General features: G+C 52.5%; 20 protein-coding genes. 15 read left to right on the top strand and 5 right to left on the bottom strand.

The features are described from left to right. Positions 1 to 5: 5 nt before the first annotated feature. Positions 6 to 1409 carry an FAD/NAD(P)-binding protein gene (locus GIW48_RS06655; RefSeq protein WP_017134820.1) on the bottom strand — a complete coding sequence of 468 codons (1404 nt, stop codon included), beginning with the start codon at positions 1407 to 1409 and terminating at the stop codon, positions 6 to 8. Positions 1410 to 1567: 158 nt separating this feature from the next. On the opposite strand from GIW48_RS06655, the gene GIW48_RS06650 reads away from it, so the two are divergent. From GIW48_RS06650 to cysC, 9 genes are all read left to right on the top strand, one after another. Next, entirely contained in the window at positions 1568 to 1858 is a 291-nt protein-coding gene (locus GIW48_RS06650) for a hypothetical protein (RefSeq protein ID WP_176991419.1), read from the top strand. A gap of 159 nt (positions 1859 to 2017) precedes the next feature. After that, the gene (locus GIW48_RS06645; protein ID WP_329606007.1) at positions 2018 to 2992 is read left to right on the top strand and encodes a glycosyltransferase family 2 protein; all 975 of its coding nucleotides are present in this window, start codon (positions 2018 to 2020) and stop codon (positions 2990 to 2992) included. Positions 2993 to 3194: 202 nt separating this feature from the next. Next, a complete protein-coding gene (locus GIW48_RS06640; RefSeq protein WP_017134822.1) occupies positions 3195 to 5273 on the top strand; it encodes a sulfotransferase family protein in 2079 nt (692 codons plus the stop codon). 60 nt (positions 5274 to 5333) lie between these two features. Next, complete coding sequence (locus tag GIW48_RS06635; RefSeq protein ID WP_176991418.1) at positions 5334 to 6983, top strand: glycosyltransferase; 1650 nt, start codon at positions 5334 to 5336, stop codon at positions 6981 to 6983. Further along, a complete protein-coding gene (locus GIW48_RS06630) occupies positions 6980 to 8248 on the top strand; it encodes a hypothetical protein (RefSeq protein WP_026013508.1) in 1269 nt (422 codons plus the stop codon). The genes GIW48_RS06635 and GIW48_RS06630 overlap by 4 nt, the downstream gene beginning before the upstream one ends. Positions 8249 to 8277: 29 nt before the next feature. Then, positions 8278 to 9723, top strand: a complete 1446-nt coding sequence (locus GIW48_RS06625; protein WP_017134825.1) for a hypothetical protein — start codon at positions 8278 to 8280, stop codon at positions 9721 to 9723. Between the two features lie 295 nt (positions 9724 to 10018). After that, positions 10019 to 10858 carry an ABC transporter permease gene (locus tag GIW48_RS06620; RefSeq protein ID WP_236460286.1) on the top strand — a complete coding sequence of 280 codons (840 nt, stop codon included), beginning with the start codon at positions 10019 to 10021 and terminating at the stop codon, positions 10856 to 10858. After that, entirely contained in the window at positions 10848 to 12227 is a 1380-nt protein-coding gene (locus GIW48_RS06615; RefSeq protein WP_017134827.1) for an ABC transporter ATP-binding protein, read from the top strand. The genes GIW48_RS06620 and GIW48_RS06615 overlap by 11 nt, the downstream gene beginning before the upstream one ends. 20 nt (positions 12228 to 12247) lie before the next feature. Next, positions 12248 to 12841: an adenylyl-sulfate kinase gene (gene cysC / locus GIW48_RS06610; protein ID WP_017134828.1), complete on the top strand. Its 594-nt coding sequence runs from the start codon at positions 12248 to 12250 to the stop codon at positions 12839 to 12841. Between the two features lie 6 nt (positions 12842 to 12847). On the opposite strand, the gene GIW48_RS06605 is transcribed toward cysC, so the two are convergent. Further along, the gene (locus GIW48_RS06605; protein ID WP_017134829.1) at positions 12848 to 13186 is read right to left on the bottom strand and encodes an EamA family transporter; all 339 of its coding nucleotides are present in this window, start codon (positions 13184 to 13186) and stop codon (positions 12848 to 12850) included. Then, positions 13183 to 14181 carry a glycosyltransferase gene (locus GIW48_RS06600; RefSeq protein ID WP_017134830.1) on the bottom strand — a complete coding sequence of 333 codons (999 nt, stop codon included), beginning with the start codon at positions 14179 to 14181 and terminating at the stop codon, positions 13183 to 13185. Before GIW48_RS06600 ends, GIW48_RS06605 begins: the two co-directional genes overlap by 4 nt. 1649 nt (positions 14182 to 15830) lie before the next feature. Here GIW48_RS06600 and GIW48_RS06595 point away from each other — a divergent pair. The 5 genes from GIW48_RS06595 to rfbC all read left to right on the top strand — a co-directional run bounded on the left by GIW48_RS06595 (position 15831) and on the right by rfbC (position 21370). Continuing rightward, positions 15831 to 17267 (top strand): MBOAT family O-acyltransferase, encoded by a 1437-nt coding sequence (locus tag GIW48_RS06595; protein WP_236460287.1) that lies wholly within the window; start codon positions 15831 to 15833, stop codon positions 17265 to 17267. A gap of 9 nt (positions 17268 to 17276) precedes the next feature. Beyond that, complete coding sequence (locus tag GIW48_RS06590) at positions 17277 to 18449, top strand: alginate O-acetyltransferase AlgX-related protein (protein ID WP_176991415.1); 1173 nt, start codon at positions 17277 to 17279, stop codon at positions 18447 to 18449. Positions 18450 to 18939: 490 nt separating this feature from the next. Further along, complete coding sequence (gene rfbD / locus GIW48_RS06585; RefSeq protein ID WP_017134833.1) at positions 18940 to 19836, top strand: dTDP-4-dehydrorhamnose reductase; 897 nt, start codon at positions 18940 to 18942, stop codon at positions 19834 to 19836. Positions 19837 to 19838: 2 nt separating this feature from the next. Next, the gene (rfbA, locus tag GIW48_RS06580) at positions 19839 to 20723 is read left to right on the top strand and encodes a glucose-1-phosphate thymidylyltransferase RfbA (protein ID WP_032865395.1); all 885 of its coding nucleotides are present in this window, start codon (positions 19839 to 19841) and stop codon (positions 20721 to 20723) included. Positions 20724 to 20824: 101 nt separating this feature from the next. Continuing rightward, positions 20825 to 21370: a dTDP-4-dehydrorhamnose 3,5-epimerase gene (gene rfbC, locus GIW48_RS06575; RefSeq protein ID WP_236460288.1), complete on the top strand. Its 546-nt coding sequence runs from the start codon at positions 20825 to 20827 to the stop codon at positions 21368 to 21370. 132 nt (positions 21371 to 21502) lie between these two features. Here the strand turns inward: rfbC and GIW48_RS06570 are convergent, their stop codons facing one another. Both GIW48_RS06570 and GIW48_RS06565 read right to left on the bottom strand, forming a co-directional pair. Further along, positions 21503 to 22384 (bottom strand): DMT family transporter, encoded by an 882-nt coding sequence (locus GIW48_RS06570; RefSeq protein WP_176991413.1) that lies wholly within the window; start codon positions 22382 to 22384, stop codon positions 21503 to 21505. 64 nt (positions 22385 to 22448) lie between these two features. Then, on the bottom strand, positions 22449 to 24011 hold the full coding sequence (locus GIW48_RS06565; protein WP_442963557.1) for a methyl-accepting chemotaxis protein: 1563 nt from the start codon (positions 24009 to 24011) through the stop codon (positions 22449 to 22451). Positions 24012 to 24461: 450 nt separating this feature from the next. Between GIW48_RS06565 and aceK the strand changes: the two genes are divergently transcribed. After that, positions 24462 to 26171 (top strand): bifunctional isocitrate dehydrogenase kinase/phosphatase, encoded by a 1710-nt coding sequence (gene aceK / locus GIW48_RS06560; protein WP_099548841.1) that lies wholly within the window; start codon positions 24462 to 24464, stop codon positions 26169 to 26171. Positions 26172 to 26208: the final 37 nt, after the last annotated feature.

The raw sequence follows: 26208 nt of genomic DNA, 5'->3' as shown, positions 1-26208 counted from the left end.
GCGGATTACTGACGGACGAGTGCGCTAGCAAGGGTGTCCGCCATGCGCTTTACGTATTCCCGTAGCTCGGGTACGGCGGTGGCTTCCCAGTCGCGTGCTTGTAGGAAGGGGCCGACGTAATACAGCCAACGCGACTCCGCGCCGTCGCTATTGACCAGCGCGCCTGAAGGGGTGATCTCCATGCCGGTCCCTAGTGCATCGGGTTTCAGCAGGCCCCTAGTTCGCAGCGACTCGAGAAGTGGATCGTCCAATTGTCGGAGATCAAACGCTGGTGTCGTGCAATTAATGACGGCATCCACTTTAATGTTTTCCTCGTTCTTTGCTTTGCGGCGGCGAATATGAACGCTGACGCCTTCCGAGTTTGATTCGTAGCCGGTTACCCGTGCTGCGAAGAGATTGAGGCTGCCGCTGTCAATCTCGGCCTGCAAGCGTGCTCCCGCCTGCGGTGCGCAGCGGTGGCGATGGGTGTCCCAGTAAGGGCGTACGTGGCGCAAAAAGCGTTGTCGCTCGGGGATAGGGAGTGCATGCCACAGTTGAGAGGTGGTGGATCTCAGTCCGCCAATCACGTCACGCCAATCGCCCCCCTCAAGCGCCTGAAGCTTTATTGCGTTGCGAACTTCACGCAGATAGTGGCGTATTGTGCAGTGCTCAAGCATGTGTTGAGACAGCTGGCCATCATACTGGGGGTGTGAGCTCAGTACTCGGTGAGGTTGGGGGGATAGACCGCGACGAGAAACTGCATGGATCATGCCCTGGTGTCCGCGATCGCGCAGGTCAAGTACTACGTCCAGCATGGTCAATCCGCTGCCAATCAAGAACACCGGGCTGTTTTTTTCTATACGGGCTAACGACTCGGCCTGCCATGGGTCATGAATGTAGCGCGGGTCTTCGTAAAACGTCTGACTCTCTGCTGTCGTTGACGGTCGTTGGCGAGCGCAGCTGCCGATGCTCAGGACGACTGTCTCGACATCAAAATGGTCCCCATTTTTCATCAGGACGCGAGCTCCGTCGCTCTCTGTATTGGGGACTACTTCCAGCACCTCGCCAGTCACGTTGCATAGCTCGTTGTCATGAGCCGCGTTATGCGAGGCATCGTTAAGCAATGCTTCTAGATAGTCACCATACAGTTGTCTTTGGACAAATGAGGCGGGGGTGACGTCCGGATAAAGGCGTTTTGCGTACTCGTAAAAGCTGTCGTCATTGTCAGTCAGAGCACTCATTCTGCCTGCGGGTACGTTGAGTACATGTGAAGACGCGCGGGTGCCGTAGGCCACCCCTCGGGCCTTGGCGCCGGGCCGACTGATTAGTAGGACTTTAACGGGAGTGGAGGTGGGGGTACGCAATAAATGCACTGCTAATACTGAGCCGCAGAAGCCTGCGCCAATAATCGCGATGGTTTTGGTCTTCATCCTTGCTCCAACTTGAATAGGGTGTTTCGTGCCATCTGGCTAATTTTTAGCGACTCATTCGGTGCCGTTTGCGAGCAGGCGAAGGCATGTGTGGTCCATATAGTGGAATGAATCAAGGTGGTACTCCAGTACCTTTTGCGTGCATTCAGGATCATTTGATGTGGATCACGCTTCACTTTGGTGCGAATGGCATCGCATTGTTCGCTCTATACACGCCTGTTATAAATGCCAGTGGTTTAAAAACAATTATATCTAAAAAAAGTAATGAACTTTTTGGCATTGAATTTTGTCGGCATCTGCCGATGGCGGTTTTATTTGAAATCATCAACCTTATTGGTGAGGTCTGTGAATATATAGATGATGGCAAAATGCCGCTCTCTGCTGTCGCTCGCGCCACTACTGTATTAGCGGTTCAGGGGCGGGCGAAGGCTCTAAAGTCGGTTTCTTGACGCAAACTGCTGCGATATTGGTGCTTTGAGTTTTGAATATCGACCATTGGTCAATGCGTCAGATTGTACGTTTTGAAAATAGCTGTAATAATTCGTACTTTCTTACGGCGTACATCCCTGTTTCCTACAGGTTTGGCAGTTCGTCGCGACGGGATATTCGTGTCTATTACCACATTGTGTAGTCCTTCTCGCTTGCAATCGCGCGATATTCGCGGAGCTAAAGTCGTGGTGCTAATGTGCACCTACAACGGCGAGGCATTTCTTACTGAGCAGCTCGATTCATTGGAGCGCCAGACTCATCCCAACTGGACCTTGATGGTGTCTGATGACGGCTCTCAAGACGGGACTGTTGCGCTTTTGGAAGGCTGCCGTAATCGATGGGGGTATGATCGCCTGCGAATTTTAGACGGCCCAAAACGAGGGTTTGCTGCCAATTTTTTGTCGCTGAGTTCTCAGGTAGACATTGAGGCCGACTTTTTCGCCTGGTCCGATCAGGATGACATCTGGAATGACGACAAGTTGGAGCATGCGCTGTCTTGGTTGCAGACCGTGCCAGCTGACCGCCCTGGACTTTACTGTGGTCGAACTCAACTGATCGGGGAGGACGGTGCCCACATAGGTTACTCACCTCACTTTCGACTCGCGCCACGCTTCAGTAATGCGCTGGTTCAAAGTATTGCTGGTGGTAACACGATGGTCTTCAATCGGGCTGCCCATTCGCTATTGTGCGAGGCGGGCTCGGAGTTGAATGTCCCTGCGCATGATTGGTGGCTTTATCAGTTGGTGTCAGGTGTGGGCGGTGACGTTTATTACGACCCAGAGCCCAAAATGAAATATAGGCAGCATGCTGAGAATGTGGTTGGCAGCAACTCCGGTTGGCTTGCGCGCTTGATTCGGTTGCGAATGGTTTTTCAAGGGCGCTTTCACGAATGGAACGAGCAAAATATACAGGCGTTGGAGGTCATGCATCATCGGCTGCGCAGTGACAATCAGGTAACGCTTGCTCATTTCAAGGGAGCGCGCAAGCAGAGTATTGTTCGGCGAGTTTCGGGTATGTGGTTGGCGGGGTTGTATCGGCAGACGTTCCTTGGAAATCTAGGGCTTATGCTTGCAACCGTCATGAAAAAAATCTGAACCCCTATGCGCGCTTAGGGGCTCTATGCTAGGAAAAGTGGTCGCCCGCTACTTCTCCATTAGCCCATAGGCGCGTCGCTTGCTCGGCGTTCCAGTGGTGTGTCATTTACGATACATCCATTGCCCTCTGAGCAGGTTATCCAATTCGTTAAAAGGTCATCGGCCATTTTCGTCAGAATGTCAATAAGCAGAGTTCTCAATAATGTATCCAGTTGACGCGAATAAGAATGTAGTGATCGTGCTGGGTATGCATCGTAGTGGCACCAGCGCCATCGCGGCAGGCCTTGAACAGTTAGGTCTGGTGATGGGCAGTTCGTTGTTTCAAGGTGACGAATGGAACCCCAAGGGGTATTTCGAAGAGCGCCGGGTTGTCGAATTTAATAACAGATTGCTGGCCTTATATGATCGTCGCTGGGACTCGCCGCTGCCTCCTAGTCTTGAGCGAGATAGCCGATGGGATGAGTCTGTCGACGAGGCTGTCGATTTGGTTCGAGGTCTATTTGGTGATACGCCCGCTTGGGGATTTAAAGATCCTAGGATGTGTCAGCTTGCGCCGTTTTGGGGGCAAGTGTTCTCTCGATTAAGCGTCAAACCGAAGCTGATGATGGTGGTGCGCAATCCAACTGAGGTTGCGCATTCTCTGGCTCGGCGTGATGGTATTTCCGCTGAGCGAGCAGCGTGGCTGTGGATGACTCACTTGTTCGGAGCGTTGGAGTATCTGGACGTCGCTGAGGACATGAGATTTTTCGCATTTGATCATTTGCTTAATGAACCAGCGGCTTTTTTAACCGACGTTGCAGATTGGTTGAGTTTGACACCTGATCCGGACATCGTTACAAGTTTCGCGAGCGACTTCATTGCCCCTGCGCTGACCCATGGTGCTGATACGAGTCAGGAAACTCTGCCGCCGCTGGTCGTGAAGGCCTATGAGGCTTTATGCAGCGCAATAAAAGTTGGCATGTCTCCGAGGGCTTTCCGAGAGAGCGTTCAGTGGAAGGGGATAATCGGTCAGTATCAATGTGATATCATCCCGGAACTAATTTCCGTACAGAAATTCTTTCAGAATGATCGGCAGCTTTCGGTCATGGAATCACGCATTGGTGCGTTGAGCAAGGGACTGGAAGCGGCCGAAAAAATGGCGCTTGACCGTCTGGACCAGACTCAGAAGCTTGATGCTCAACTGATACAGACCAGCGATGCTCTGGCTCGAGCCGAGCAGATAGTGTTGCGTCAGCAGGAAGAGGCTAAACATAGGGATGATGCATGTTCTCGTCTTCACCGATTCGAATTACTGGCAGTTGAGCGTCTAGAGCAAATGCAAAAGCTTGATGCTCAGATGAACCAGACAAGTGATGCGCTCGCGCGTGCCGAGAAGATCGTGTTTGATCAGCAAGGTGTCATCGAGCGTCAGAACGAGGTGTGCTCGCGATTCCATGAGGTTGAGCTGTTAGCGATTGAGCGTCTGGAGCACATGCAACGGCTTGATGCTCAACTGCTCGAAACAAGTGCAGCGCTTTCCCGTGCAGAGCGGATTGTCCTAGAACAACAGGACGCGTCCCAGCGAACAAATGATGTGCTGGCGCATTTTCAAGAGACGGAACTATTAGCGATCCAGCGCTTGGAGCAAATGCAACAGCTGGATGCCCAATTACTTGAAACGAGCGCAGCACTCAACCGCGCGGAACAAATTGTCAGTGAGCAGCGCGAAGCGTTCGAGCGTACAGCAGAGGTGTCGGCGCGTTTTCGGGAGGCGGAGTTGTTAGCCATCCAGCGTTTGGAGCAAATGCAGAAGTTGGACGCCCAGTTAATGGAAACCAGCACCGCACTCGCACGTGCCGAGCAGATCGTGTTGGACCAGCATCATTTAATCGCACGTCAGGATGAAGCCTGCTCTCGATTCCGTGAAACCGAGCTGTTAGCGATTGAGCGCTTGGAGCAGATGCAAAAGCTCGATGCCCAATTGATTCAAACAAGTGCTGCACTCGCACTCGCTGAGCGGCTTGTAAGCGAACAGCAGGAAGCATCCAAGCGAAGCGATGAGATGCAGTTGCACTTCCAAGAGGCAGAGTCTCTCGCATTTGAGCGTCTGGAGCAGATGCAAAAGCTTGATGCTCAACTCATGCTGACCAGCAATGCTTTGGCTTACGCCGAACAGATCGTGGGGCAGCAGCAAGAGGCATTAGAACTGGCTAATTTACAGGCATCGAATTTCGGTGTGACGCAAGTGATTGCAGCAGAGTCGTTGCAAGACAGACCAGAGCTGGGCCCTAAACTTAAGTAGGTGACTTTGGCTCATGTCGAAGAACTTTGTGGCAATAAATCGATACTGGAACCGATATACATGGATGTAGTTGATCCCAACCTTCAGCGTCTCAAGCAACCTGAGGTACGCTCGACAACCCTAATCTGCCAAATGGATCATTTCGTTCGCCACCCCTATGGTCTGTTCGGCTTCGGGTGGGCGCTTGACCATGAGCATACGATTTTTCAGGCGCACCTTTGCATGGGGTTTGCGGATGGGCGTGTGGAGCGCGTTGCGGTGTCGTTGGGCAGAGCGCGCGAAGACGTCGCTGCAGCGTTTCCGAATAACGATCGCGCGGCCAACTCAGGTTTTATGGTGATTGCCGGTTGGGGCGCCGAGGATCCTGTAAAGGTCGAGCTGGTGTTTGAAATGGCGGCTGGCGCCGTCGGTCGCCACGAACTGGTTCTGTCGGCGCCTGACGCTACACCCAACACTGAAGTCGCGGAAAACATATATCTTGCCAAGCGAGCCTGGGCTTATTTGCGCCGTGGGAATTTTAAAACGCTGATCAGGAAGTGCCTGCGTTATCGCGGGCGCAATCCAGCGCTGCTGAGTCAGGACGAGGTCGCTCTTGCTGCCCGTTTGAAGAACCGCCCATGCCGTTTATTGATTGATCATTCGATGGGCGGCGGCGCCAATCTTTTCCGCGAACGGGTGGCTGCTGATTGGAGGGCGGCAGGTGATACCGTCATCTTGCTCAGCTTTCGCGTGTCCTCAATGCAGACGTTCGTAGAAATTCGGGATCGTAGCGGGTCTTATTCGTGCAAACTCGCGAATTTGGACAGCCTGGCCGAACTGTTAGTGCGTGCAAATCTTAAGGAAGTGTTTTTTAACTGCGCTGTCTCTTTTCCACAGCCCCAAAGCGTCAGGGCGTTCATGCTGGCGTTGAAACAGCGAACCAAGACTAACCTGGTGGTGGCGATACATGAATACTTTCTTGTCTGCCCGTCGCATTTCCTTCTGGATGATAAGGGGCAGTACTGCGGCATACCTTCAGTATCGCGTTGTAATGAGTGCCTGAGTAATCATCCTGATGGATTTGTCTCTCTGGCGGGCGAACGTTCAATTGAACGCTGGCGTGAGATGTGGGGTGAATTGCTGCGTGCAGCTGACGAGATCCGTTGTTTTTCAACTTCATCTCGAACGCTACTTGAGCGCGCTTATCCGGGCCTGGGAGCCCGTGCCAAGCTTTCTCCGCATTATGTGGAGCCGCTGCGCGAAGTTAGCCTCCCAAAACAGCCGCAAAAGTACCTGACGATTGGCGTCATTGGCGCGATTTCCCATCACAAAGGGGCAGGTGTATTGGAGGGGTTGGCCGAAGCTATTCGTCAAGCGGACGCGCCAGTTCGAATTGTCGTAATTGGAAACGTTGATGCGCCTTGTCCTGCGGATGTGGTGAAGGAAACAGGTCCCTATGCACAAGACGATTTGCCAAAGATTGTAGAAAAACATGGCATCAGCATTGCGTTCCTGCCTTCAATTTGCCCTGAAACATTTTCCTTTGTTGCGCATGAAATCCTCTCGATGAAACTTCCATTGATATGTCTCGACCTGGGAGCTCAAGCCGATTTGGTGCGCAGTCTCGACACCGGTTACATCGCAAAACGACAAGATGGGCCGGGCTTGCTCGAGGATATCTTGGCTTTCGATCGTTCTCTTCACCCTTTAAGTCTTAAGGTCATCTCTTGAAAAAAATACATGTTTATACCAGCGCGGCCTGTAATTACATTCCAAAAGTACGGGCATTGGTCGAATCGATTAAAAAATACCATCCTGACTGGGTCGTGCATTTGGCGTTATCGGATGAAGTGCCCGCCGGTTTAGACCTGTCCGCAGAGCCGTTTGATGAAATTCATCCCATCAGCAGCCTCGATATTCCGGATGCAAATGGTTGGGCGTTTTGCCATACCATCGTAGAGCTGTCGACGGCCATCAAGCCGTTCCTTCTTGCTCACCTGCTTGATCGTCCTGACTGTGCAGGGGTGATCTACCTCGACCCTGACACCGTGCTGTTTTCACCACTTAATGACGTGCTGGAAGCTATCCAGCATTCAAATATCGCGCTGACGCCTCATCAAGTGACTCCAGAGCCTAACTTGGCTGCGATCATGGATAACGAAATATCGAGCCTGAAGCACGGTATTTATAATCTGGGCTTCCTCGCGGTAGCCCCTACGGAAATTGGTAAGCAGTTTGCTCGCTGGTGGTCGGATCGCCTTTACTACTTCTGTCGTGCCGAGATTCACAACGGGTTGTTCACCGATCAGCGCTGGATTGATCTCGTGCCGGCGTTCTTTGAAGGCGTATGCATCCTTCGCACGTCGCGCCTGAACGTGGCACCGTGGAACATTACAACTCGCCAGATTACCGGTGAATTGCCAGATAAAGTGTTGGTGGACGGCCAGCCTCTTGGCTTCTATCACTTCACTGGTTTTGACAGCGGTGCGCATAAGACCATGGCTTGGAAAAATGCCGCTGACCAGCCGACCGCGCATGCGTTGATCAAATGGTACACAGAGACTATTGCTGATCTTGGCAAAGACCCTTTGAGCCAAGTGCCTTGGGCATTCTCGCGTTTTGCGGACGGTACCCCTATTCCAAAGGCCGCACGCCTCATTTATCGGGAGCGTCTGGACTTGCAACAAGCGTTTCCGGATCCTTTTGCAACCGAAGGCGGTGGCTATCTGGCTTGGTGGGAGTCCCAGGGACGTGTTGAGTTCCCTGCGTTTTTCGACGCCAAGACGTCGGCCGCTGAGACGTTGCGGGTCACGTCTGCGCTGACTCCAGGATATCAAGCGGGTGGAGTGCCGGCCGTATTCAGTTCCAGTCGCGTCCGTGAACATTTAGGCCAGGCGCTAGACGATCCAAGTCACGGTGTGAAGTTGGCTAAACGTGCGTGGGAAGTGCTGCGTACAGAAGGTGTTCCCGGTATCGTCAAACGTATTTCGCGATGACCCCGATTGCTTGAAAAGGATTAGATGTGATGCCGTTAACGGATGTTAATCAGCAGCGGGAAGGTACGCTTCAAAACAAGAGGGCAAATGCATTGGGCGCTATCAGGGCTGGCCACGTGAGCCGCCTTATCATTTTGCTCACCGCGCTGCTTGCCTGTGCAGCGATTGCTATACATGCGCCAGGGCAAATGTCGATGGACTCCAGCATACAACTGTACGAGGCCTATACAGGGCAGTCCGTGAGTTGGAGTCCGCCGTTCATGTCGGCTTTGCTCCATTGGCTCGGAGGGGGGGAACTCTCAACCGCCATGTTCGTGCTGATCAATGCGGTGCTGCTTTACGGTGCCTTTGCCGCTGTCGCATTGACGATGTTGCAAATACGCGCAGCGTGTGGCTTTGATGAAATTGCTACATGGCGAGTGGTCCTTGCATTCCTGTTGATAATGAACCCGATCATTTTCATTTACGCAGGGATCGTATGGAAGGATGTGTTGTTTGCATCTTTATTAACCGCCGCATGCGCCTGTGCGATTGCCGCCACCGTGGGGTCATCGCTACGTCGTTACTCTTGCATCGGTTTGTCCATCGTCCTGCTTGGCGCTGGCTATCAGGCTCGTCAGCAAGGGGTATTCATGGCGCCGGTACTTTTGCTGTCGCCAATCCTCGCTTATTACTCTTTCAAACCCAGTAGAAAGCTCCTGGCGGCTGCAGTGATTGTCGTGTTGTTCGTGGGCGTTGTCTGGGGTATTCAGCACCAGGTCAACTCCACGATCAAGGGCGCCGATGATCGCGCGAGCTCTGTTGGCTTCCGCGGTATCATGCAGTTTGACTTGGCGGGGATCATCAGTGATTCAAAACGCTCCCCTGGTGATTTTGTTTTCCCGATTACTGAAGAGCAGTTTACTGCGATCAAGGCTGCCTATGATCCAAGCAGAATTGATTTCCTTGATCTGAACCCGGTTGTGCACGACTGGTTGGCGGCCATTCCACCCGAAACTCTACGACAGGCCTGGTGGGCGATGGTTAAACAAAACCCAGGCGCTTATCTGGAGCATCGAGCAACTACCTTTGCAACTTTGCTAGGAATGCGTGGGCTTAATGGTACGTTGCCGGTCTTCGTTGGGGTTGAGGGTCGCCCTGACTACTTCGCAGCGGTTAGCATTAAACAAGGTACAACGCAGCGTGCTCAGAAAGTCTATGACATGGCCGCCTATTTTTTCAATTGGCCAATCTATCGACATTTTTTCTGGATGGGGTTACTAGTTGTTATTGCTGTCGTTGGTGGGCGCAAGACCTTACCCGGTGCTGTAAAGGCGATAGGCGCAAGTATTGCACTCGCTACGATCTTGATGTATGGCTCGTTCCTACCGACCAGTATTGCTTCGGATTTCAGGTACCTGTTTGGGGCAATACCCTTAATCATGGTATTAGGCTTGGTACTATTACTCGGTGTCGAAGAGAAGCGGCAAGCGTAAAGGGTGAGGTTGCAGGATGTTGTCCAGTGTCAGGCTCATTATTAGGTGCGTTGTGGATGATTCGGGCTTTTAACGGTCACACGCGAATGTATGACTGAAAGCCTTCGCTTCAGTGGCTCCTTCTATTTAGAGGAGCCCCTTGGCGGTTTCTGGGACGGCCTTTAGTATTTTACACATTGTGACACTACGACTGCCTATCCACTTTCTACTCGGAAGCAGGTGAGTCGGGTATTAGGAGAGCGGTTATCATTATTTATATTCAACGTGCTGTAACAGTGAATCCAGGAGTCAAGCTATGAACCCGCATGCTCCCCAACCCATATCGATATGGGCGTTGCTGCGTAGTCTGTGGGTGAATCGCCAGTTAATTGGCCAAATGACCAAACGTGAAGTGATAGGTCGTTACAAAGGGTCGTTTCTCGGATTAGGGTGGTCTTTTCTCAACCCTTTACTGATGCTCGCTGTCTACACTTTTGTATTTTCCGTGGTATTCCGCTCTCGTTGGGGAATGGCAGAAAATGGGGTAGAAGAAAGCAAAGCGATGTTTGCTGTCGTGCTTTTTATCGGCATGATTGTCTACGGTCTTTTTGCGGAGATTCTTAACCGTGCCCCGGGCTTGATCGTGGGAAATGTCAACTATGTGAAAAAAGTGGTTTTCCCCCTCGAGATTTTGCCCGTCGTCGCAGCCTGCGCTGCGCTATTTCACGCGTTGGTCAGCTTGACTGTTTGGCTGTTCGCGTACTCCATTCTTATTGATATGCCCGATTGGCATATGTTGTACCTTCCGTTGGTGCTTTTTCCGCTATTGGTTCTTGCACTGGGATTGGCATGGTTTCTCGCATCGCTTGGCGTTTTCCTTCGGGACGTAGGGCAAACGGTGACCATTATTACAACCATGATGATGTTTTTGGCGCCGGTGTTTTTCCCAGTAAAGAACTTGCCGCTGGAATTCCAACCACTCATCATGGCAAACCCTTTGACGTTTATCATTGAGCAAGCCCGAGATGTCTTAATTTGGGGCAAGGCGCCAGACTTTGTGGGGCTTTTCCAGTACTTACTCATTGCGTTAGTCGTATTCTGGGCAGGATTTGTATGGTTCCAGAAAATGCGAAAAGGGTTCTCCGATGTGCTCTGATATTGCGATAAAAGTAAGCGGCGTCAGTAAATGCTTTCACATTTACGACAATCCTCGCGACCGGTTTTTACAAATGTTTAATGGTCGACGCAAACAATACTTTAGAGAGTTTTGGGCGCTGCGTGACGTCTCCTTTGCGGTCCGCAAAGGTGAGACCGTGGGTATTATCGGGCGCAACGGTAGCGGCAAGTCCACGTTGTTGCAAATCATCTGTGGTACGTTAACGCCAACCTCAGGGGATGTTCAAACGTCTGGGCGAGTTGCGGCATTGCTAGAGTTGGGGTCCGGCTTTAATCCAGACTTTAGTGGGCGTGAAAACGTCTATATGAATGCTGCTGTGCTCGGGCTGTCACGAGAGGAAACCGATGCACGATTTTCTGAAATAGAAGCGTTCGCTGAGATCGGCAACTTTATTGATCAGCCGGTCAAGACGTATTCAAGTGGGATGATGGTTCGCCTTGCGTTCGCTGTGGCAATTAACGTCGACCCTCAAATTCTTATCGTCGATGAAGCATTGTCGGTAGGGGATGAGCTATTTCAACGCAAATGTTTTGCACGAATCGAGGCGATCAAAGCCAACGGTGCAACAATCCTGTTTGTATCACATTCGGGCAGCGCGATTGTTGAGCTGTGTGATCGCGCCATTCTTTTGGATAATGGCGATAAGCTCACGGAAGGTACGCCTAAAAGCGTTATCGGAAAATATCAAAAACTGCTTTATGCGCCTAGCGAAAAAATTGAGAGTATCCGTGCAGCGGTCAGCAGTGAAGGCGATGTAGCGCTATTGACATTGAACTCAATGTCTGAGCCGGCACAGTCGTCGGCATCGAAGAGTCATGTTGATGAGGTGGAAGAGTTCTATGACCCTCATCTGATTTCCAAAAGTGAATTCGCCTATGAGTCCCATGGTGCGGTCATTCATTTACCGAGGATCGTCGATCTTGCCGGCGAGCCTGTTAATTGTTTGAAGCGCGGGCGTACCTATCGTTACACCTACAAAGTTGAGTTTGCAGTCGCTGCGACGGGTGTGCGCTTTGGCATGATGATCAAAACGTTAGCCGGCGTCGAACTGGGTGGTGCTGCGACCGCTCTAAATCCTCAAGATGCCATCAGTTATGTATCAGCCGGAACTGTGATCCAAGTTGAGTTCGCATTTGAGTGTAACTTGAATCCAGGTACGTATTTCGTGAATGCCGGGGTGTTGGGTGCTATCAAGGAGGGAGAGACCTACCTGCATCGGCTATTGGATGCCTGTTTATTCCGAGTGTTACCGGTTACCGAGCAATTAGCGACCGGGGTTATAGATTTTAAATGTGTTCCCGATGTATTAATCTCCAGTGGCGAAAGTATTCGACACTCGAATAAATAACTCTCATTGGATTTTGAGTGATGGGCAATAATTTGGTATTTCAGGTCTCCAGCGTCAGTTCCGACACGAGAGCCAAGATCAAAGGTCAAAAGCCACTCGTATTATGGTTGACCGGGCTTAGCGGTGCGGGGAAAACTACCGTCGCCAACGCCATTGAAGTGGCGTTGGTTGAGCGGGGTCACCACACCTTTTTGATCGATGGCGACAATGTTCGCCTTGGGTTGTGTCGAGATCTGGCGTTCAGCGATGCCGATCGTGAGGAGAATATCCGGCGTGTAGCAGAGGTATCGCGATTATTCGTTGATGCCGGTCTTATTGTGATCACCTCATTCATCTCTCCGTTCGAGCGAGATCGAACGCTCGCGCGCGAGGTCATCGGCGCTGATGCATTTATTGAGATTTTTATTGATGCCCCACTTTCTGAGTGTGAGCGGCGGGACCCAAAGGGGCTTTACGTGAAAGCCCGTAAGGGGTTGATCAAAAAATTCACCGGCATCGACTCTGTTTACGAAGCCCCACGTGCCCCCGATATTCACCTTAATACGTTGGAGCACGACGTGTCGACGCTGGTCTCAAGGGTATTGGCATATCTTGATGAGCGGGAGTTAGCGTAGAAGATTTCAAGACTTTACGATAACAACGATACCCAAAATGATAATGGCAACCCCGGCGAAGTATTGTGGTTGGAAGCGCTCTCCCAATATGAAGTGACTTCCAATCGGTACTAGCACGAATGCAAGTGCCATCAATGGGTAGGCTTTGCCTAATTCAATCTTCTGCAGTACCCATATCCAGGCAATTGTAGTGATGCCATACAGTGCGAAAGCTGAAAATAATGTAATCAGTGTTTTGGTATCAAACCAGCTACCACTTTGATGCAAGGCCGCAGCGCTAAGCTTAAATAGAATTTGCCCGATGGCAATTCCGACAACACAAGCAAACGCTATCAGGTAAATCATGCTGAGTGGTCCTTGTTAGGCAGGATATGTTTTTTGCGTAACACGTGGAAAGCTTGGCGCGGGGAGGATGAAATGTCATGGCCGATGAATGCCAGTAAAAATTGAATTCCGACAATGACAGGTAAAGCGGATAGCATCACAGTGCCGGCTGGTGTCGATACATTGGATTGCATAGACTCGATCCAATGGCTAATGCCGAAGGTTGACCCCGCGACTAACAGTATTATGCCTAGCGGAAGCTCAATCGATGCCAGCGACATGCCGCGAAGGTAATAATTGTAAAAAATGCGTTTGCCGAAGTTTCGGATATGTTTGACGAGAAACTCTCCAATTACTTTGGAGATTTTCAGATTGCTGACTTCATCTTCATACTTGGCATCCATAGGGATGTCAATGACAACGCCGCCCAATGTGTTGAGGCGAAAAAGCATGTCAGTTTCAAAGAAGTAACGCTGGCTTATCTTGTTAAGGGGTAGGTGTTTGGCTATTTCACTGTGAATTGCTGTATAGCCGTTGGTCGGGTCGAATAGCTCCCAATAGCCCGAAGACAATTTCGTCATAAATGACAGGACAGCATTACCGAACAGCCGAATTTTTGGCATTTCGGATATCTTTTCCAAATTGAAAAAGCGATTGCCTTTGGTGTAGTCAGCGTTGCCGGCGATGATGGGAGAGACAAAGTCACTGATCAGGCTGGGGTCCATCTGTCCATCACCGTCGATCTTCACGATGATATCGATTCCATCCGCGATGGCGGCCTTGTAGCCAGTCATCACCGCTCCGCCGACGCCCAGGTTGACGGGGTTGCGCAATACTACTACGCGTTCGTCGGTACAGTGTTCAATAACGAAATCTCCCGATCCATCCGGGCAGCAATCGTCAACTACGTAGATTTTAGAAACTTCCGGCCCGATCAGCCGAATTACGTCTAATATGTGATTCTTCACTTTATAGCTGGGAATCAGAACCGCTATTGTCGTAGCTTGATCAGACACGCGAGTGCTCCATCTCTCATGCAAAAAAAATTGTAAGGGAGCCTAACATATTCAAGTGTAATGAAGAACAGGGATCTGCATTAAAATTCTTTCCTGCCTCACCGTAATATCCTCGGTTGACAACATTAATATTGTTGACTTTAACGTCATGCAAGCAACAAATGTGCGGGAGCCCTATGTTTACGGGCTGGCGTTGATAGCCCTCATCAAGACCCTGCTCATGAAGGTGTAAAACTAGCGCCGAAACGGGTAGCGTGTTTGAACTTGTGAGGCGGTGAAAGGTCGTTCGGGCATTTTATAAGCTCCTTGTCGCTCCCGGACGCGTGAACCAGTTGCTCAAGGGGGCCCGTGACGGTTGACTTTTGACCAGTGGTGTACGGTACCAACGGTTCGCGGGGGCCTGAATACCAGTCCAGTACTGGAGGTCGCGAACCTCTTGGTAAGTAATTCAGCGACAGTGGTATGCAGCAGGTCCGGATTGGGGTGGCGGCCTTTTCCAAAGCGGGAACCAGGTCATTTTGAGACGAGATGGTCGTTAATTAAGGCATCGCGAGTCTGGAAAGACGTCAACAGGATGATACGTTCCGCCATCCAAAATCACATTTGTTTACCAATGCAGTGAATGGTCTTCTTGGCAATCTTTAGCTTCTGAGTTGTTCCGCTAGACACACATTTTTGGCGGTTGGAAGGCAGAGCTTATTGTTTTTTAAATGTAGCGTAACCGCCCGCTCAATTAGCTCAAGCTTGATCGCTTGGGAAACTTAAAGCTCATTGTTGATGAATTGGAAAGGCTATCCAGCATGATGGAGTTTAGGCGCTCTCTTAAGGTTAGGGGGGATCAACTTTAGGGGTTTTGATGTTTTTCAGGGAATCCTTTTCATGTTTCTGTGATCGTTAAGTGCGCCGTAGTCAAAGCTGTTTCTATATGCAAAATTTATTAATCCTGTAGGCATGTATACGTGTCTACTCTGATTTTCTATACGTCTATTTTTCCATTGTTTTTATGTTGTTGTCGCATGTCGGGATTAGATTATATTCGGTTATGATGTATAAAAGTATCAACCCTAATCCACGCATATTTTAAACTCCATTTTGACGATCCCTTAGGTAGCAGGTGAGCTCAGTCTTCGGGTGGAATTCTGGTTCTAAGCAGATGGCAGCATCGTTTTGTTGTGCGCGACTACCGTGACGAGGCGTCATATAGCTAGGGTTGAGTTATAATTGACTAGGCTGAGCCCTCCAGGTATTTTGATTCGGTTCAGCTTTTCTTAAATGTCGACGCCCTGGCTTCAAGTGGTGTGCTATTTTTTATTTCGAGTCCACGTAGTGCACTAAAAGCGAACGTCTGACGGCCAAATGGCAGCTCTCGACATGACGAGTCACGTATGGCGCAAGGTGCTTATGATTGGAGAGCCTGGCACTTTTTTGCGGCCCATACATTCCATTGGAGTGTTCAAATGAGCTTGGACGCAGCGGTCGGTAATTCCCTTGCGTAAGAGACAGATGCCCAGTCTGGCCAAATTGAACTGGCGGATGGCTGCGTTTTTAGCGCAGGAACACCCCTTTGCGACCAATATATTCAGAATGAGTTGAGTTGTTCTGGTTTTGTGGTAGATTGCCGCGAAAAAATCGCTATGGAAGAATGAGAAATGGTATTCAGTTCGGTCGTGTTCATTTTTTACTTCTTGCCTGTTTTTTTGTGCCTGTATTATTTGACGGGCATCAAGAATGCGGTATTGCTGACGGCAAGCGCCATATTTTATGTGTGGGGAGAGGGGCTCTATTTATTACTGCTGGTCGCGTTGTTGGCGGTAAACTTTAGTGCGGGGAAAGTAATAGGGGCAGCGGTTGGGCGAAATCGAAAATTAGCGCTGGCGGTGTTTGTTGTTGTGGATTTATTGGTTCTCGGTGTTTTCAAGTATAGCCAGTTCGTTGTTGATATTGTATCCGGGGTAATCGGTGTTGAATCCACTCATATTGGTATGCATTTACCACTGGGTATTTCATTCTTTATTTTTCAGTTAGTGTCTTACCTTGTAGAGGTGTACAGGCGGACGATTCGCCCGGAGACCAGTATTGTTCGCCTCTCCACCTATGTGATGATGTTTCCACATTTGGTTGCGGGTCCGATTGTTAGATACACCGATATCGAAGGAGAGTTGCGTCATCGAACGGTAGGGGTGGAGAAGTTTGGTCTGGGTGTTCAGTACTTTATCGTCGGGCTGTGCCAAAAGGTAATGATCGCAAACTCGGTTGCACCGGCCGCGGACCATTTATTTGGGCTCGATCCATCGGGCGTTACCTTAGTAGTCGCTTGGATTGGCACGCTGGCCTACACATTGCAAATCTACTTTGATTTCTGTGGCTACTCCAATATGGCCATTGGCCTTGCCTTTATGTTGGGGTTCAGGTTTCCCAAAAATTTTGACTATCCTTACTCTTCGAAGTCTATAACCGAATTTTGGCGTCGCTGGCATATGTCCCTATCTTTTTGGTTTAGGGACTATGTTTATATTCCGTTGGGGGGCAGCCGTGGAGGAGAGATTTCAACGGTTCGAAACCTGCTGATAGTTTTTTTTGTCACAGGCCTTTGGCATGGTGCGGCGTGGACTTTCATATTTTGGGGCATGTTTCACGGCTTGTTTGTCGTGCTGGAGAGGGTGTTCTTAAAAGGCATACTCGAAGCGGCTCCCGCTCTACTGGCTCGGGCGTACACTTTGGCTGTAGTCATGGTGGGGTGGGTGTACTTCAGAGCCGATAGTTTTGACCAGGCTTGGATCATCATCAAGGCGCTGGTGGGATTCGGAGGTGCCGTACAAGTATGGCAGCCCATGATGGTCTGGATGACGCCTGAAACAGTCTTGGCCCTCATCGCCGGAGCCATCCTTTCATTTCCTGTTATTCCTTGGTTAGGAACACAGCTTAGGTTAACCAAAGTCAATGGTTCTACGGAGCCTGGCATGCACGGTAGAGATGCGGCGGACGTTCATGCACTGCCAGCCTATTTTCTGCTAGTTGGGTGGGGATGCTGCATGTTCTTGCTTGCCAGCAGTACGCTTAACCCATTTCTTTATTTCCGATTCTAAGGCGTGCATATGAGCCATGTTTCCGAAAGTGTCGAACTGCCAACAGAGACCAAGCTTACGTACCATTGGTGGTTCTTGATTGTTGGCGTGATTCTGATAATGACCGTCGTTCATGTGTTTCCTTTATTCAAAGTTAAGGAACCCGAAATGGCGGAAAACAGGGTGCTGGCGAGCCTCCCTCCTTTTCCGAAAAGTGTTCCTGAGTGGGCGGCGTTACCGGCGAAACTGGATGCGTTTGTGATTGACCAGTTTCCACTTCGCACCCAGATGATTACGCGGCTGAATTTTGTCCGATACACGGTGGGTTACTCAGGCTCGAAACGCATCATTGTGGGGCAGAATGGTTGGCTTTTTTATGACGACGGTAGTCATCTGTCTCTGATGTCGGGTAGCCTTATTTTGGACAAACCGAGTGTTGATGCTTGGGTGAGTGGGTTCAGGCAGCGGGTAGATTATCTGAAGAAAAGAGATACGAAGTTTTACTTCATGGTGGCCCCGGTCAAGGAGGATATTTATCCCGAAAATCGACCCAAATGGATGCCTGAAGTTCGCGTGACTACCGAAATCGATGAGATCATCAACGCTTCAAGAAAAGCAGGCTTCGACCAAATTATCGACCCGCGGGAAGCTATTTTCTTGGAGCGCCAAAATCAAAAACTTTATGATGAGTTCGACACGCATTGGACAGGATTGGGTGCCTATATTGCTTATCAGCAGTTAATGACAAGGATGTCTAAAGATTTCGCCGACCTGCAGCCTTTGCCGATGGCCGCCTTTACCCCGGTTCCGGTTACGAAGGCGGGTACTCCGAGAGATTTGTCGTTGATGTTGGGGATATCAGATTTTGTCCCGCACGATCGTGTGTCATTTGCGGGTATGCAGACCCATCCACCCGAAAAAACCACTTTTTTAAGCGATAACCATAGCTGGGTTGCACCGCAGGTTCTTCACACCGAGGCCAAGACTGGAAAAACCCTGCTGCTCCTGAGAGATTCATTTTCAACTGAGTTGCTGCCACTCCTGAAAAAGCATTTTGATACGATCGTGATGGCTCACGTGCAAGATGGTTTTTTTCGAACGGATCTCATTGAACAGTTCAATCCCGATGCCGTTGCAATTGTCGTTATCGAAACGGGAACTCGGCACTCGATGGGGATGATCCCTTCTTTAAGCGAGCCTTGAGAGAGCGTGTTCAACCCCGTTGATCTCCCCCCGAATAGCGATCGTTGAGGTAGTGCCTGGCGGCGGGTACTATCTGGACACTAACTGCAACTAAAATAAGCTGCAGGTGACAAAGTTACTGTACGAGTTCCCTCTGTCAGCGACCGTCGCTATTTTGGTGGTGCTGAGAAGAGGCGGGTATCCGGCGTCGAGCGGGTTCCTTGCGCACCCGTCACATCCCGCGCTTGCCAACCCTGCTCGTTCAGATGGTTGCATGCAGCCACACGATGGTTTTCAATCGGGTGACTTGTGCGTTACTCGTCGAGATGTTTTACACGACGAAGGCTGGGGGGCGGCTGGCCGATGTGGACAGAGGAACCTCGGGCCCGTTCTTGCAACCCTACAGAAAAAGATGTGACTTAATGATTATTTTAGTAACCGGTGGTTCAGGCTTTATCGATGCAGGTTTTGTATCGGGTTGCGTGGAGAATAATTACTCCGGCCAAATGGCATGAGGATTCTTCTGCTGGGCAAAAATGGCCAGGTAGGCTGGGAACTCCAACGCAGTTTGGCGCCTTTGGGTCAAGTCCTGGCGCTGGACTCAAAAAGCCAGGATTACTGCGGTGACTTGGCCGACTTGAAAGGATTGGCGGCCACTGTGCAGCGCTTTGCGCCTGACATAATTGTTAACGCCGCGGCCTACACTGCCGTTGATAAGGCCGAAAGTGAGCCTGAGCAAGCGTTGCGAGTCAACGCTGAGGCTCCGGCAGTATTGGCAGCAGAAGCCCGAAAGCTGAATGCCTTACTGGTGCATTATTCGACTGACTATGTGTTCGCCGGCGACGGCGATACGCCCTGGCAGGAAAGCGACCCGACGGGGCCTCTGAGCGTTTATGGCACTACCAAGCTACAAGGTGAGCACGCCATTCAGACATCTGGTTGCGCGCATCTTATCTTCCGTACAAGTTGGGTGTACGCAGCGCGAGGTAACAACTTCGCCAAAACCATGCTGCGCCTGGCTATCGAGTGTGACAGCCTGAATGTCATCGACGATCAGTTTGGCACGCCGACCGGCGCGGACCTTCTGGCGGATGTCACTGCTCATGCTATCCGCGCGATGCGCATGGACCCTCAACTGGGAGGCGTTTACCATCTTGCGGCTGCAGGCGAGACCACCTGGCACCGCTACGCTCGTTTTGTACTCGAGCAAGCGCAAGCGGCCGGTGTGGTACTCAAGGTTGCGCCTGCATCGATAGGTGCGATTGCGACCACTGCGTATCCGACACCTGCCAAGCGCCCGGGCAACTCTCGACTTAACACTCACAAATTGCAGAATGCCTTCTCACTTCGTTTGCCAGATTGGCAGGGCGGTGTGGCACGGATGCTGATAGAAATTCTAGAGAAATGAAAATGCTCAAACGTAAAGGAATTATTTTGGCGGGTGGTTCGGGCACACGCCTGCACCCTGCGACCCTGGCTATTTCCAAGCAGCTGCTGCCCGTTTATGACAAGCCGATGATTTATTATCCGCTGACCACATTGATGTTGGCAGGTATCCGCGACATTCTGATTATTTCCACGCCGCAGGACACCCCGCGCTTCGAACAGCTTTTGGGGGATGGCAGTAATTGGGGGTTGAATATCTCCTATGCCGTACAAGCATCACCGGACGGCCTGGCCCAAGCGTTCATTATCGGTGAGGAGTTTATTGGTAATGATCTGTCTGCCTTGGTGTTGGGTGACAATATCTACCACGGTCATCATTTTGATGAGCTGCTCAAGAGTGCGATGCTGCGTGAGGACGGCGCCAGCGTTTTTGCCTACCACGTGAACGATCCGGAGCGTTATGGCGTTGTAGATTTTGATGCGCAAGGCAAAGCCATCAGTCTTGAAGAGAAACCGCTGCAACCCAAGTCAAATTACGCGGTAACAGGCCTTTATTTCTACGACCACGACGTCGTTGAAATTGCCAAGAGCATCAAGCCATCACCTCGTGGCGAACTCGAGATTACTGATCTCAACCGTGTTTATATGGAACGCGGCAAGCTGTCGGTGGAAATCATGGGCCGCGGTTATGCATGGCTCGACACCGGCACCCACGATTCGTTGCTGGAGGCCAGTAGTTTCATCGCTACGCTCGAGCATCGTCAGGGGCTTAAAGTGGCTTGCCCCGAAGAGATTGCATTTCGTCAAAAGTGGATTGATGCAGAGCAGTTGGAGATGCTTGCGGCACCGCTTTCTAAAAGCGGTTACGGTAAATACCTGAAGCGCCTGCTGCACGAAAAGATTTTTTAAAGAGCCGACTGTAAGGCGGCATCGTGTGATGTTGCCTTAAGTTTATTTGCCCTGTACCGCCGCCAAGCCGGCTCTGATAACACCTTGGAGACATCGTAAAGATGAAAGCCACTTCCCTCGCCATTCCAGATGTTCTTCTGTTTGAACCGAACGTATTCGGGGACGAGCGCGGTTTTTTCTATGAAAGTTTCAATCAGAAAGTTTTCGAAGAGGCCGTCGGAAAACCTGTTCAATTCGTGCAAGACAACCATTCCAAGTCAGTGCGCGGCGTACTTCGCGGGCTGCATTACCAGATCAAGCAGGCCCAAGGAAAGCTAGTTCGTGTTGTACAAGGAGAAGTCTTTGACGTGGCCGTGGACTTACGTCAAAGCTCGCCTACATTCGGCAAGTGGGTGGGCGCCCACCTCAGTGCCAGTAACCGTGCGCAGCTCTGGATACCGGAAGGGTTCGCCCATGGTTTTGTGGTGCTTTCGGAATCGGCTGAGTTTCTCTACAAAACGACCGATTATTGGGCGCCGGAGCACGAGCGCAGTCTTGCGTGGAATGACGCGCATGTCGCTATTGAGTGGCCGATTTCCGAACCGCCTACACTTTCGGCTAAAGACACAAATGCCAAAAGTTTGGTGGATGCTGAAACCTTCCCTTAGTCGAATCCTCGTTTCAGTAGTCTTAACGCGTCCACTCAGGTTGGGAGTGGACACGAGGGTAATTGGCCGTTTGTTTTGACGATTGTCGGTTCAAAAAAGGGCAGCAAGCCTGCTGACTTTACAGCGCCTTAGTCAATGTGTTCGGCGCAACACCAACCACAACGCCCCCCCAATCAACACCCCCCCATACAAATGCGCCATCGACAACGGCTCCCCCAGCAACAACGCCCCCCACAACACCCCAAACGGCGGAATCATAAACGTCACCGTCATCGACTTCACCGGCCCAATGGACGACAGCAAACGGAAGTACAGGATGTAGGCAAACGCCGTACACACCAGCCCCAACCCCAGCAACGAAGACCATACCTGCCAACCACCCCAGCTCGCTGGTGGATGGCTGATGGCGCTGTAGGCAAAGAACGGCAGTAAGAAAAGGGTAGCGCCGAGCATGCTGCCCAACGCCGCAAGCCGGCTGTCCAGGCCGCCACGTTGATCGAGCCAGCGCCGCGCAAGGAAACCGGCAAAGCCGTAGCACGTGGTGGCCAGCAGACAGGCTAGTGCGCCCATCAACAAGTCCAGATCAAAGGCTACCGGCCCGGCTCGGGTCAGGACTCCTACGCCAAACAGGCCCAAACACACACCGGCGATTTTCGAAGGCGTCAGGCGTTCACTGAAGAACAGCCCACCAATCAACACGCCCATCAACGGCGTGGTGGCGTTGAAGATCGCCGAGTAGCCTGCCGGCAGCACCTGGGCCGCCACGGAGTACATGGTGGCGGGAATCCCGGAGTTGATCACGCCGAGCAGCAGCACGGTTTTGAACTTGCCCTGGAAGTCCCAGTTCACGCGCATCATCGTGAGAATTACCAGCAACCCGGCGGCAGCAATCGACACGCGAAAAAACGCAGTCGGCACCGTGCCGATTTCCGGCGCAATGATGCGCATGAACAGGAAGCTGGCGCCCCAAATGGCAGCCAGCCCCAACAGGTACAGGGTGTCGACAGGTCTCACGGAACACTCCTACATCAATAAGGCGGCGAGTGTTGCCCAGTGGCCTGCGCGACACAATCGCTAATTACAGGACAAACCGCGTGACCATGCCGTTGAGGTCCACCGCCAGGCGCGACAATTCGTGGCTGGCCGCAGAGGTCTGGGTGGCACCGGCGGCGGTCTGGGTCGACAGGTCGCGAATGTTAACCAGGCTGCGGTCGACGTCGCGGGCCACCAGCGCCTGTTGCTCGGCGGCGCTGGCGATCACCAGGTTGCGTTCACTGATTTGCGAGATAGCGGCGGTGATTTTTTCCAGGGCGCTGCCGGCGTTGTTGGCCCGCTGCAAGGTCTGGCCGGCGTGCTCGGCGCTGCTGTTGAGCGCTTCGACGGTGCCTTGGGTGCCTTGCTGGATGCCGTTGATCATCTGCTCGATTTCTTCGGTGGAGTCCTGAGTGCGTTGCGCCAGCGAGCGCACCTCGTCGGCCACCACTGCAAACCCACGCCCGGCCTCACCTGCGCGGGCGGCTTCGATGGCGGCATTCAGCGCCAGCAGGTTGGTTTGCCCGGCGATGCCGCGGATCACTTCCAGCACTTTGCTGATGTCCTGGGCTTGTACGGCCAACCCTTCGGCCTTGTTCGAGGCGCCGAGCACTTCGTCCACCAGGTTCTGGATCGAGCTGATGGTTTCGCTGATCTGGTAATGACCGTGCTTGCTGTCTTCGTCGGAGGCCTTGGATGCCTCGGCGCTGGACACTGCATTGGCCGCGACTTCGTCCACTGCTGCGCTCATCTCGTTGACGGCGGTGGCGGCCTGTTCGATCTCATCGTTCTGCGCTTGCAAGCCACGGGTGCTCTGCTCCATCACCGAACTCATCTCTTCGGCTGCGGACGCCAGTTGCTGCGCCGACTCGCTGATGCCATGGAGGGTGGTGCGCAACTGGTCCTGCATGGTGGCCAGGGCCGTCAACAGTTGCGCCGGTTCGTCGCTGCCTTTGACCACGACGGGCTGGCTCAAATCACCACCGGCAATGGTGCGCGCCACGGCCAGGGCCTGGCCGAGCGGGGCGGTGATGCTGCGGGTCAGCAGCCAGGCGAGCAACAAGGTCGCGATCAGCGCGCACACAATGATCAGGCCGACCACCCACTGCGCGCTGGTATACATCTGCGCCGCCGTGTCTGCTGCGGTTTCCACGCCTTTTTGGTTGAAGGTAATCATGTCCTCCAGGCTTTTATTCAGGAGCGTGCCCTGCGGGCCGAGGCGCGTGCTGAGCAGGTCGATGGCGTCTTGCTGCTGGTCCTTGTCGACCAGCTCCACCATCTGGCTGACGATACTGTTGTAAGTGTTCACATTGATGTTGAGCTGCTTGAGCATGGCGCGTTCGTCGTCGCCGCTGAGCAGGTCTGCGTGGTGCTCCAGCAGGGTGTTGAGTTCGCTGCGCTGGTTGGCGATCAGGCTTTTGCTGTTGTCGCGGATCCGTGATTCGTCAGTGGTCGCCATGCGCATCGACTCCAGGCGGATGCTGGCGATGCAGGCGGCAGCGTCGTGGATATTCTCGATGCTCGGCATCCACGATTCTTCAATCACCAACGCGCTTTCGCGCAGCTTGGCCATCTGCCCCAGGCCAAACATTCCGACGATCACCAGCATGCTGGCCAACACCCCAAAACTCAGGCTGGCGCGCAGACCGATCGGCATATTCCTCAATGACATCTTAGTGCTCCTTAGGCGATTTGAACCGGTTCCCGGGTCGGTCTTCAGACCTTGTTAGGTTGGGAAGGGCGCGCTATATATCAAAGTGCCATCAAGGTGGTAATCGGGGTTTCCCCTAAGTGGTATCAAGGGTGTTACATACGTTGAGAATTCACAGGTTTGCGCGGTTTCCTGGCAACGAGCGTCAAGCCCCGCTGCTCGAGGCCTGTAGCGGTGGGCGGCGCGACTTTATGGTGTTTTTGCTGACCGTACGGTCGATTGGTGAAAATTGAAAATAAATGTACAAATTGCATGAAGTTGTACAGTTCGGATGTGCAAATCATCCTTCTCCTGCCTCGATTCACTGGCTAAGCTCAGGCATCCAGATACCCGTTCGAGGTTTCCCGCATGTCGCCATCCGCCCCTGCCATCGCCCGCATGATCCTCGATGGCTTCGACGATTACCGTGAGCACTTTCGCCAGATCACCGACGGCGCTCGCGAGCGTTTCGAAAAGGCTCAGTGGCAACAAGGGCAGGCGGCGTCGGCGGCGCGGATCAATTTGTATGAAGAGAAGGTCGCTGAAGTCACGGCGCGTCTGCGTGCCCACTTCGATGAGGCGGCGTTGCTGGCAGTGGACGAGTGGCCATTGGTCAAAAGCGCGTACATCGGCCTGATCGACCTGCGCTTTGACGATGAGCTGTCCGAGACCTGGTACAACTCGATCTTTTGCGGGCTGTTCAGCCATGACCTGATCAGCGACGGCTGCATGTTCATCCACACCACGCGGCCCAGCCTGCGCCGGGCACGTGCGGCGCAAACGCGTACCTATAAGCCTGCGGGCGACCTGGCGGCGACGCTGGCGCAGATCTTCGCCGATTACCGCTTCAGCGAAGCCTACGCCGACCTCGACGGCGACCTGCGCCGCCTCCAGGCGCAGTTGCGCGAAAACCTGCCGGATTGGGTGTGCAAAGACCCGCAGCTGAGCATCGAGCTGTTTTCGTCGGTGCTTTACCGGAATAAAGGCGCCTATCTGGTTGGGCGCATTTTTACCCGCGACGAGCAGTGGCCACTGGTGATCCCGTTGTTGCACCGCGAAGGGCGCGGCATCCAGATCGATGCGCTGATCACCGACGAAGCCGATGTGTCGATCATCTTCTCCTTCACGCGCTCCTACTTCATGGTCGATGTGCCGGTGCCGGCCGAGTTTATCGGCTTTCTCAAGCGCATCCTGCCTGGCAAGCATATTGCCGAGCTGTACACCTCGATCGGTTTCTACAAGCACGGCAAGTCGGAGTTCTACCGCGCGTTGATCAACCACCTGGCGACCACCGATGATCAATTCATCATGGCGCCCGGCGTGCGCGGCATGGTTATGAGTGTGTTTACGCTGCCGGGTTTTAACACCGTGTTCAAGATCATCAAGGACCGTTTTTCGCCGTCGAAGAACGTCAACCGCGCCACGGTGATCGAGAAGTACCGGCTGGTTAAAAGCGTTGATCGCGTGGGGCGCATGGCCGACACCCAGGAGTTCGCCGACTTCCGTTTTCCCTTGAGCAAATTCGAGCCCGAATGCCTGGCCGAACTGCTCGAAGTGGCCGCTGGTACGGTGCAGGTGGAGGGCGATACGGTACTGATTCGCCACTGCTGGACCGAGCGGCGCATGACCCCGCTCAACCTCTACCTCGACAACGCCAACCCCGCCCAAGTGCGTGAAGCCCTGGAAGACTACGGCCTGGCGATCAAGCAACTGGCGGCGGCGAACATCTTTCCCGGCGACATGCTGCTGAAGAACTTCGGCGTCACCCGCCACGGTCGTGTGGTGTTCTATGACTATGACGAGATCTGCTTTCTCACCGAAGCCAACTTCCGCCACATCCCCGCGCCGCGCACGCCCGAAGATGAAATGGCCTCGGAGCCTTGGTACTCCATCGGCCCACTGGACGTATTCCCGGAAGAGTTCCCGCCGTTCCTGTTTGCCGATGCCGGCCAGCGCAAGCTGTTCGACGAGTTGCATGGCGAGTTGTACAACGCCGACTACTGGAAAGGCCTGCAGGAAGCGATTCGCGCGGGCAAGGTGATTGATGTGTTTCCGTATCGGCGCAAAGACCCGCTGTAAACGCATATACCGTTTGGGAGGAGGCTTGCTCCAATTT

It is taken from the genome of Pseudomonas sp. PA-6-3C (genome assembly GCF_021605825.1).
Lineage (GTDB): Bacteria > Pseudomonadota > Gammaproteobacteria > Pseudomonadales > Pseudomonadaceae > Aquipseudomonas > Aquipseudomonas edaphica.
Note: the sequence above shows the minus strand (reverse complement) of the source record. Positions and strands in the feature narration are given on the sequence as shown.

Bases quoted from the DNA above. Each gene is read 5' to 3' on its own strand.
- GIW48_RS06655 (WP_017134820.1), bottom strand. From the start codon at position 1,409: ATGAAGACCAAAACCATCGCGATTATTGGCGCAGGCTTCTGCGGCTCA.
- GIW48_RS06650 (WP_176991419.1), top strand. From the start codon at position 1,568: ATGTGGATCACGCTTCACTTTGGTGCGAATGGCATCGCATTGTTCGCT.
- GIW48_RS06640 (WP_017134822.1), top strand. From the start codon at position 3,195: ATGTATCCAGTTGACGCGAATAAGAATGTAGTGATCGTGCTGGGTATG.
- GIW48_RS06635 (WP_176991418.1), top strand. From the start codon at position 5,334: ATGGATGTAGTTGATCCCAACCTTCAGCGTCTCAAGCAACCTGAGGTA.
- GIW48_RS06625 (WP_017134825.1), top strand. From the start codon at position 8,278: ATGCCGTTAACGGATGTTAATCAGCAGCGGGAAGGTACGCTTCAAAAC.
- GIW48_RS06620 (WP_236460286.1), top strand. From the start codon at position 10,019: ATGAACCCGCATGCTCCCCAACCCATATCGATATGGGCGTTGCTGCGT.
- GIW48_RS06615 (WP_017134827.1), top strand. From the start codon at position 10,848: ATGTGCTCTGATATTGCGATAAAAGTAAGCGGCGTCAGTAAATGCTTT.
- cysC (WP_017134828.1), top strand. From the start codon at position 12,248: ATGGGCAATAATTTGGTATTTCAGGTCTCCAGCGTCAGTTCCGACACG.
- GIW48_RS06605 (WP_017134829.1), bottom strand. From the start codon at position 13,186: ATGATTTACCTGATAGCGTTTGCTTGTGTTGTCGGAATTGCCATCGGG.
- GIW48_RS06595 (WP_236460287.1), top strand. From the start codon at position 15,831: ATGGTATTCAGTTCGGTCGTGTTCATTTTTTACTTCTTGCCTGTTTTT.
- GIW48_RS06590 (WP_176991415.1), top strand. From the start codon at position 17,277: ATGAGCCATGTTTCCGAAAGTGTCGAACTGCCAACAGAGACCAAGCTT.
- rfbD (WP_017134833.1), top strand. From the start codon at position 18,940: ATGAGGATTCTTCTGCTGGGCAAAAATGGCCAGGTAGGCTGGGAACTC.
- rfbA (WP_032865395.1), top strand. From the start codon at position 19,839: ATGCTCAAACGTAAAGGAATTATTTTGGCGGGTGGTTCGGGCACACGC.
- rfbC (WP_236460288.1), top strand. From the start codon at position 20,825: ATGAAAGCCACTTCCCTCGCCATTCCAGATGTTCTTCTGTTTGAACCG.
- GIW48_RS06565 (WP_442963557.1), bottom strand. From the start codon at position 24,011: ATGCTGGTGATCGTCGGAATGTTTGGCCTGGGGCAGATGGCCAAGCTG.
- aceK (WP_099548841.1), top strand. From the start codon at position 24,462: ATGTCGCCATCCGCCCCTGCCATCGCCCGCATGATCCTCGATGGCTTC.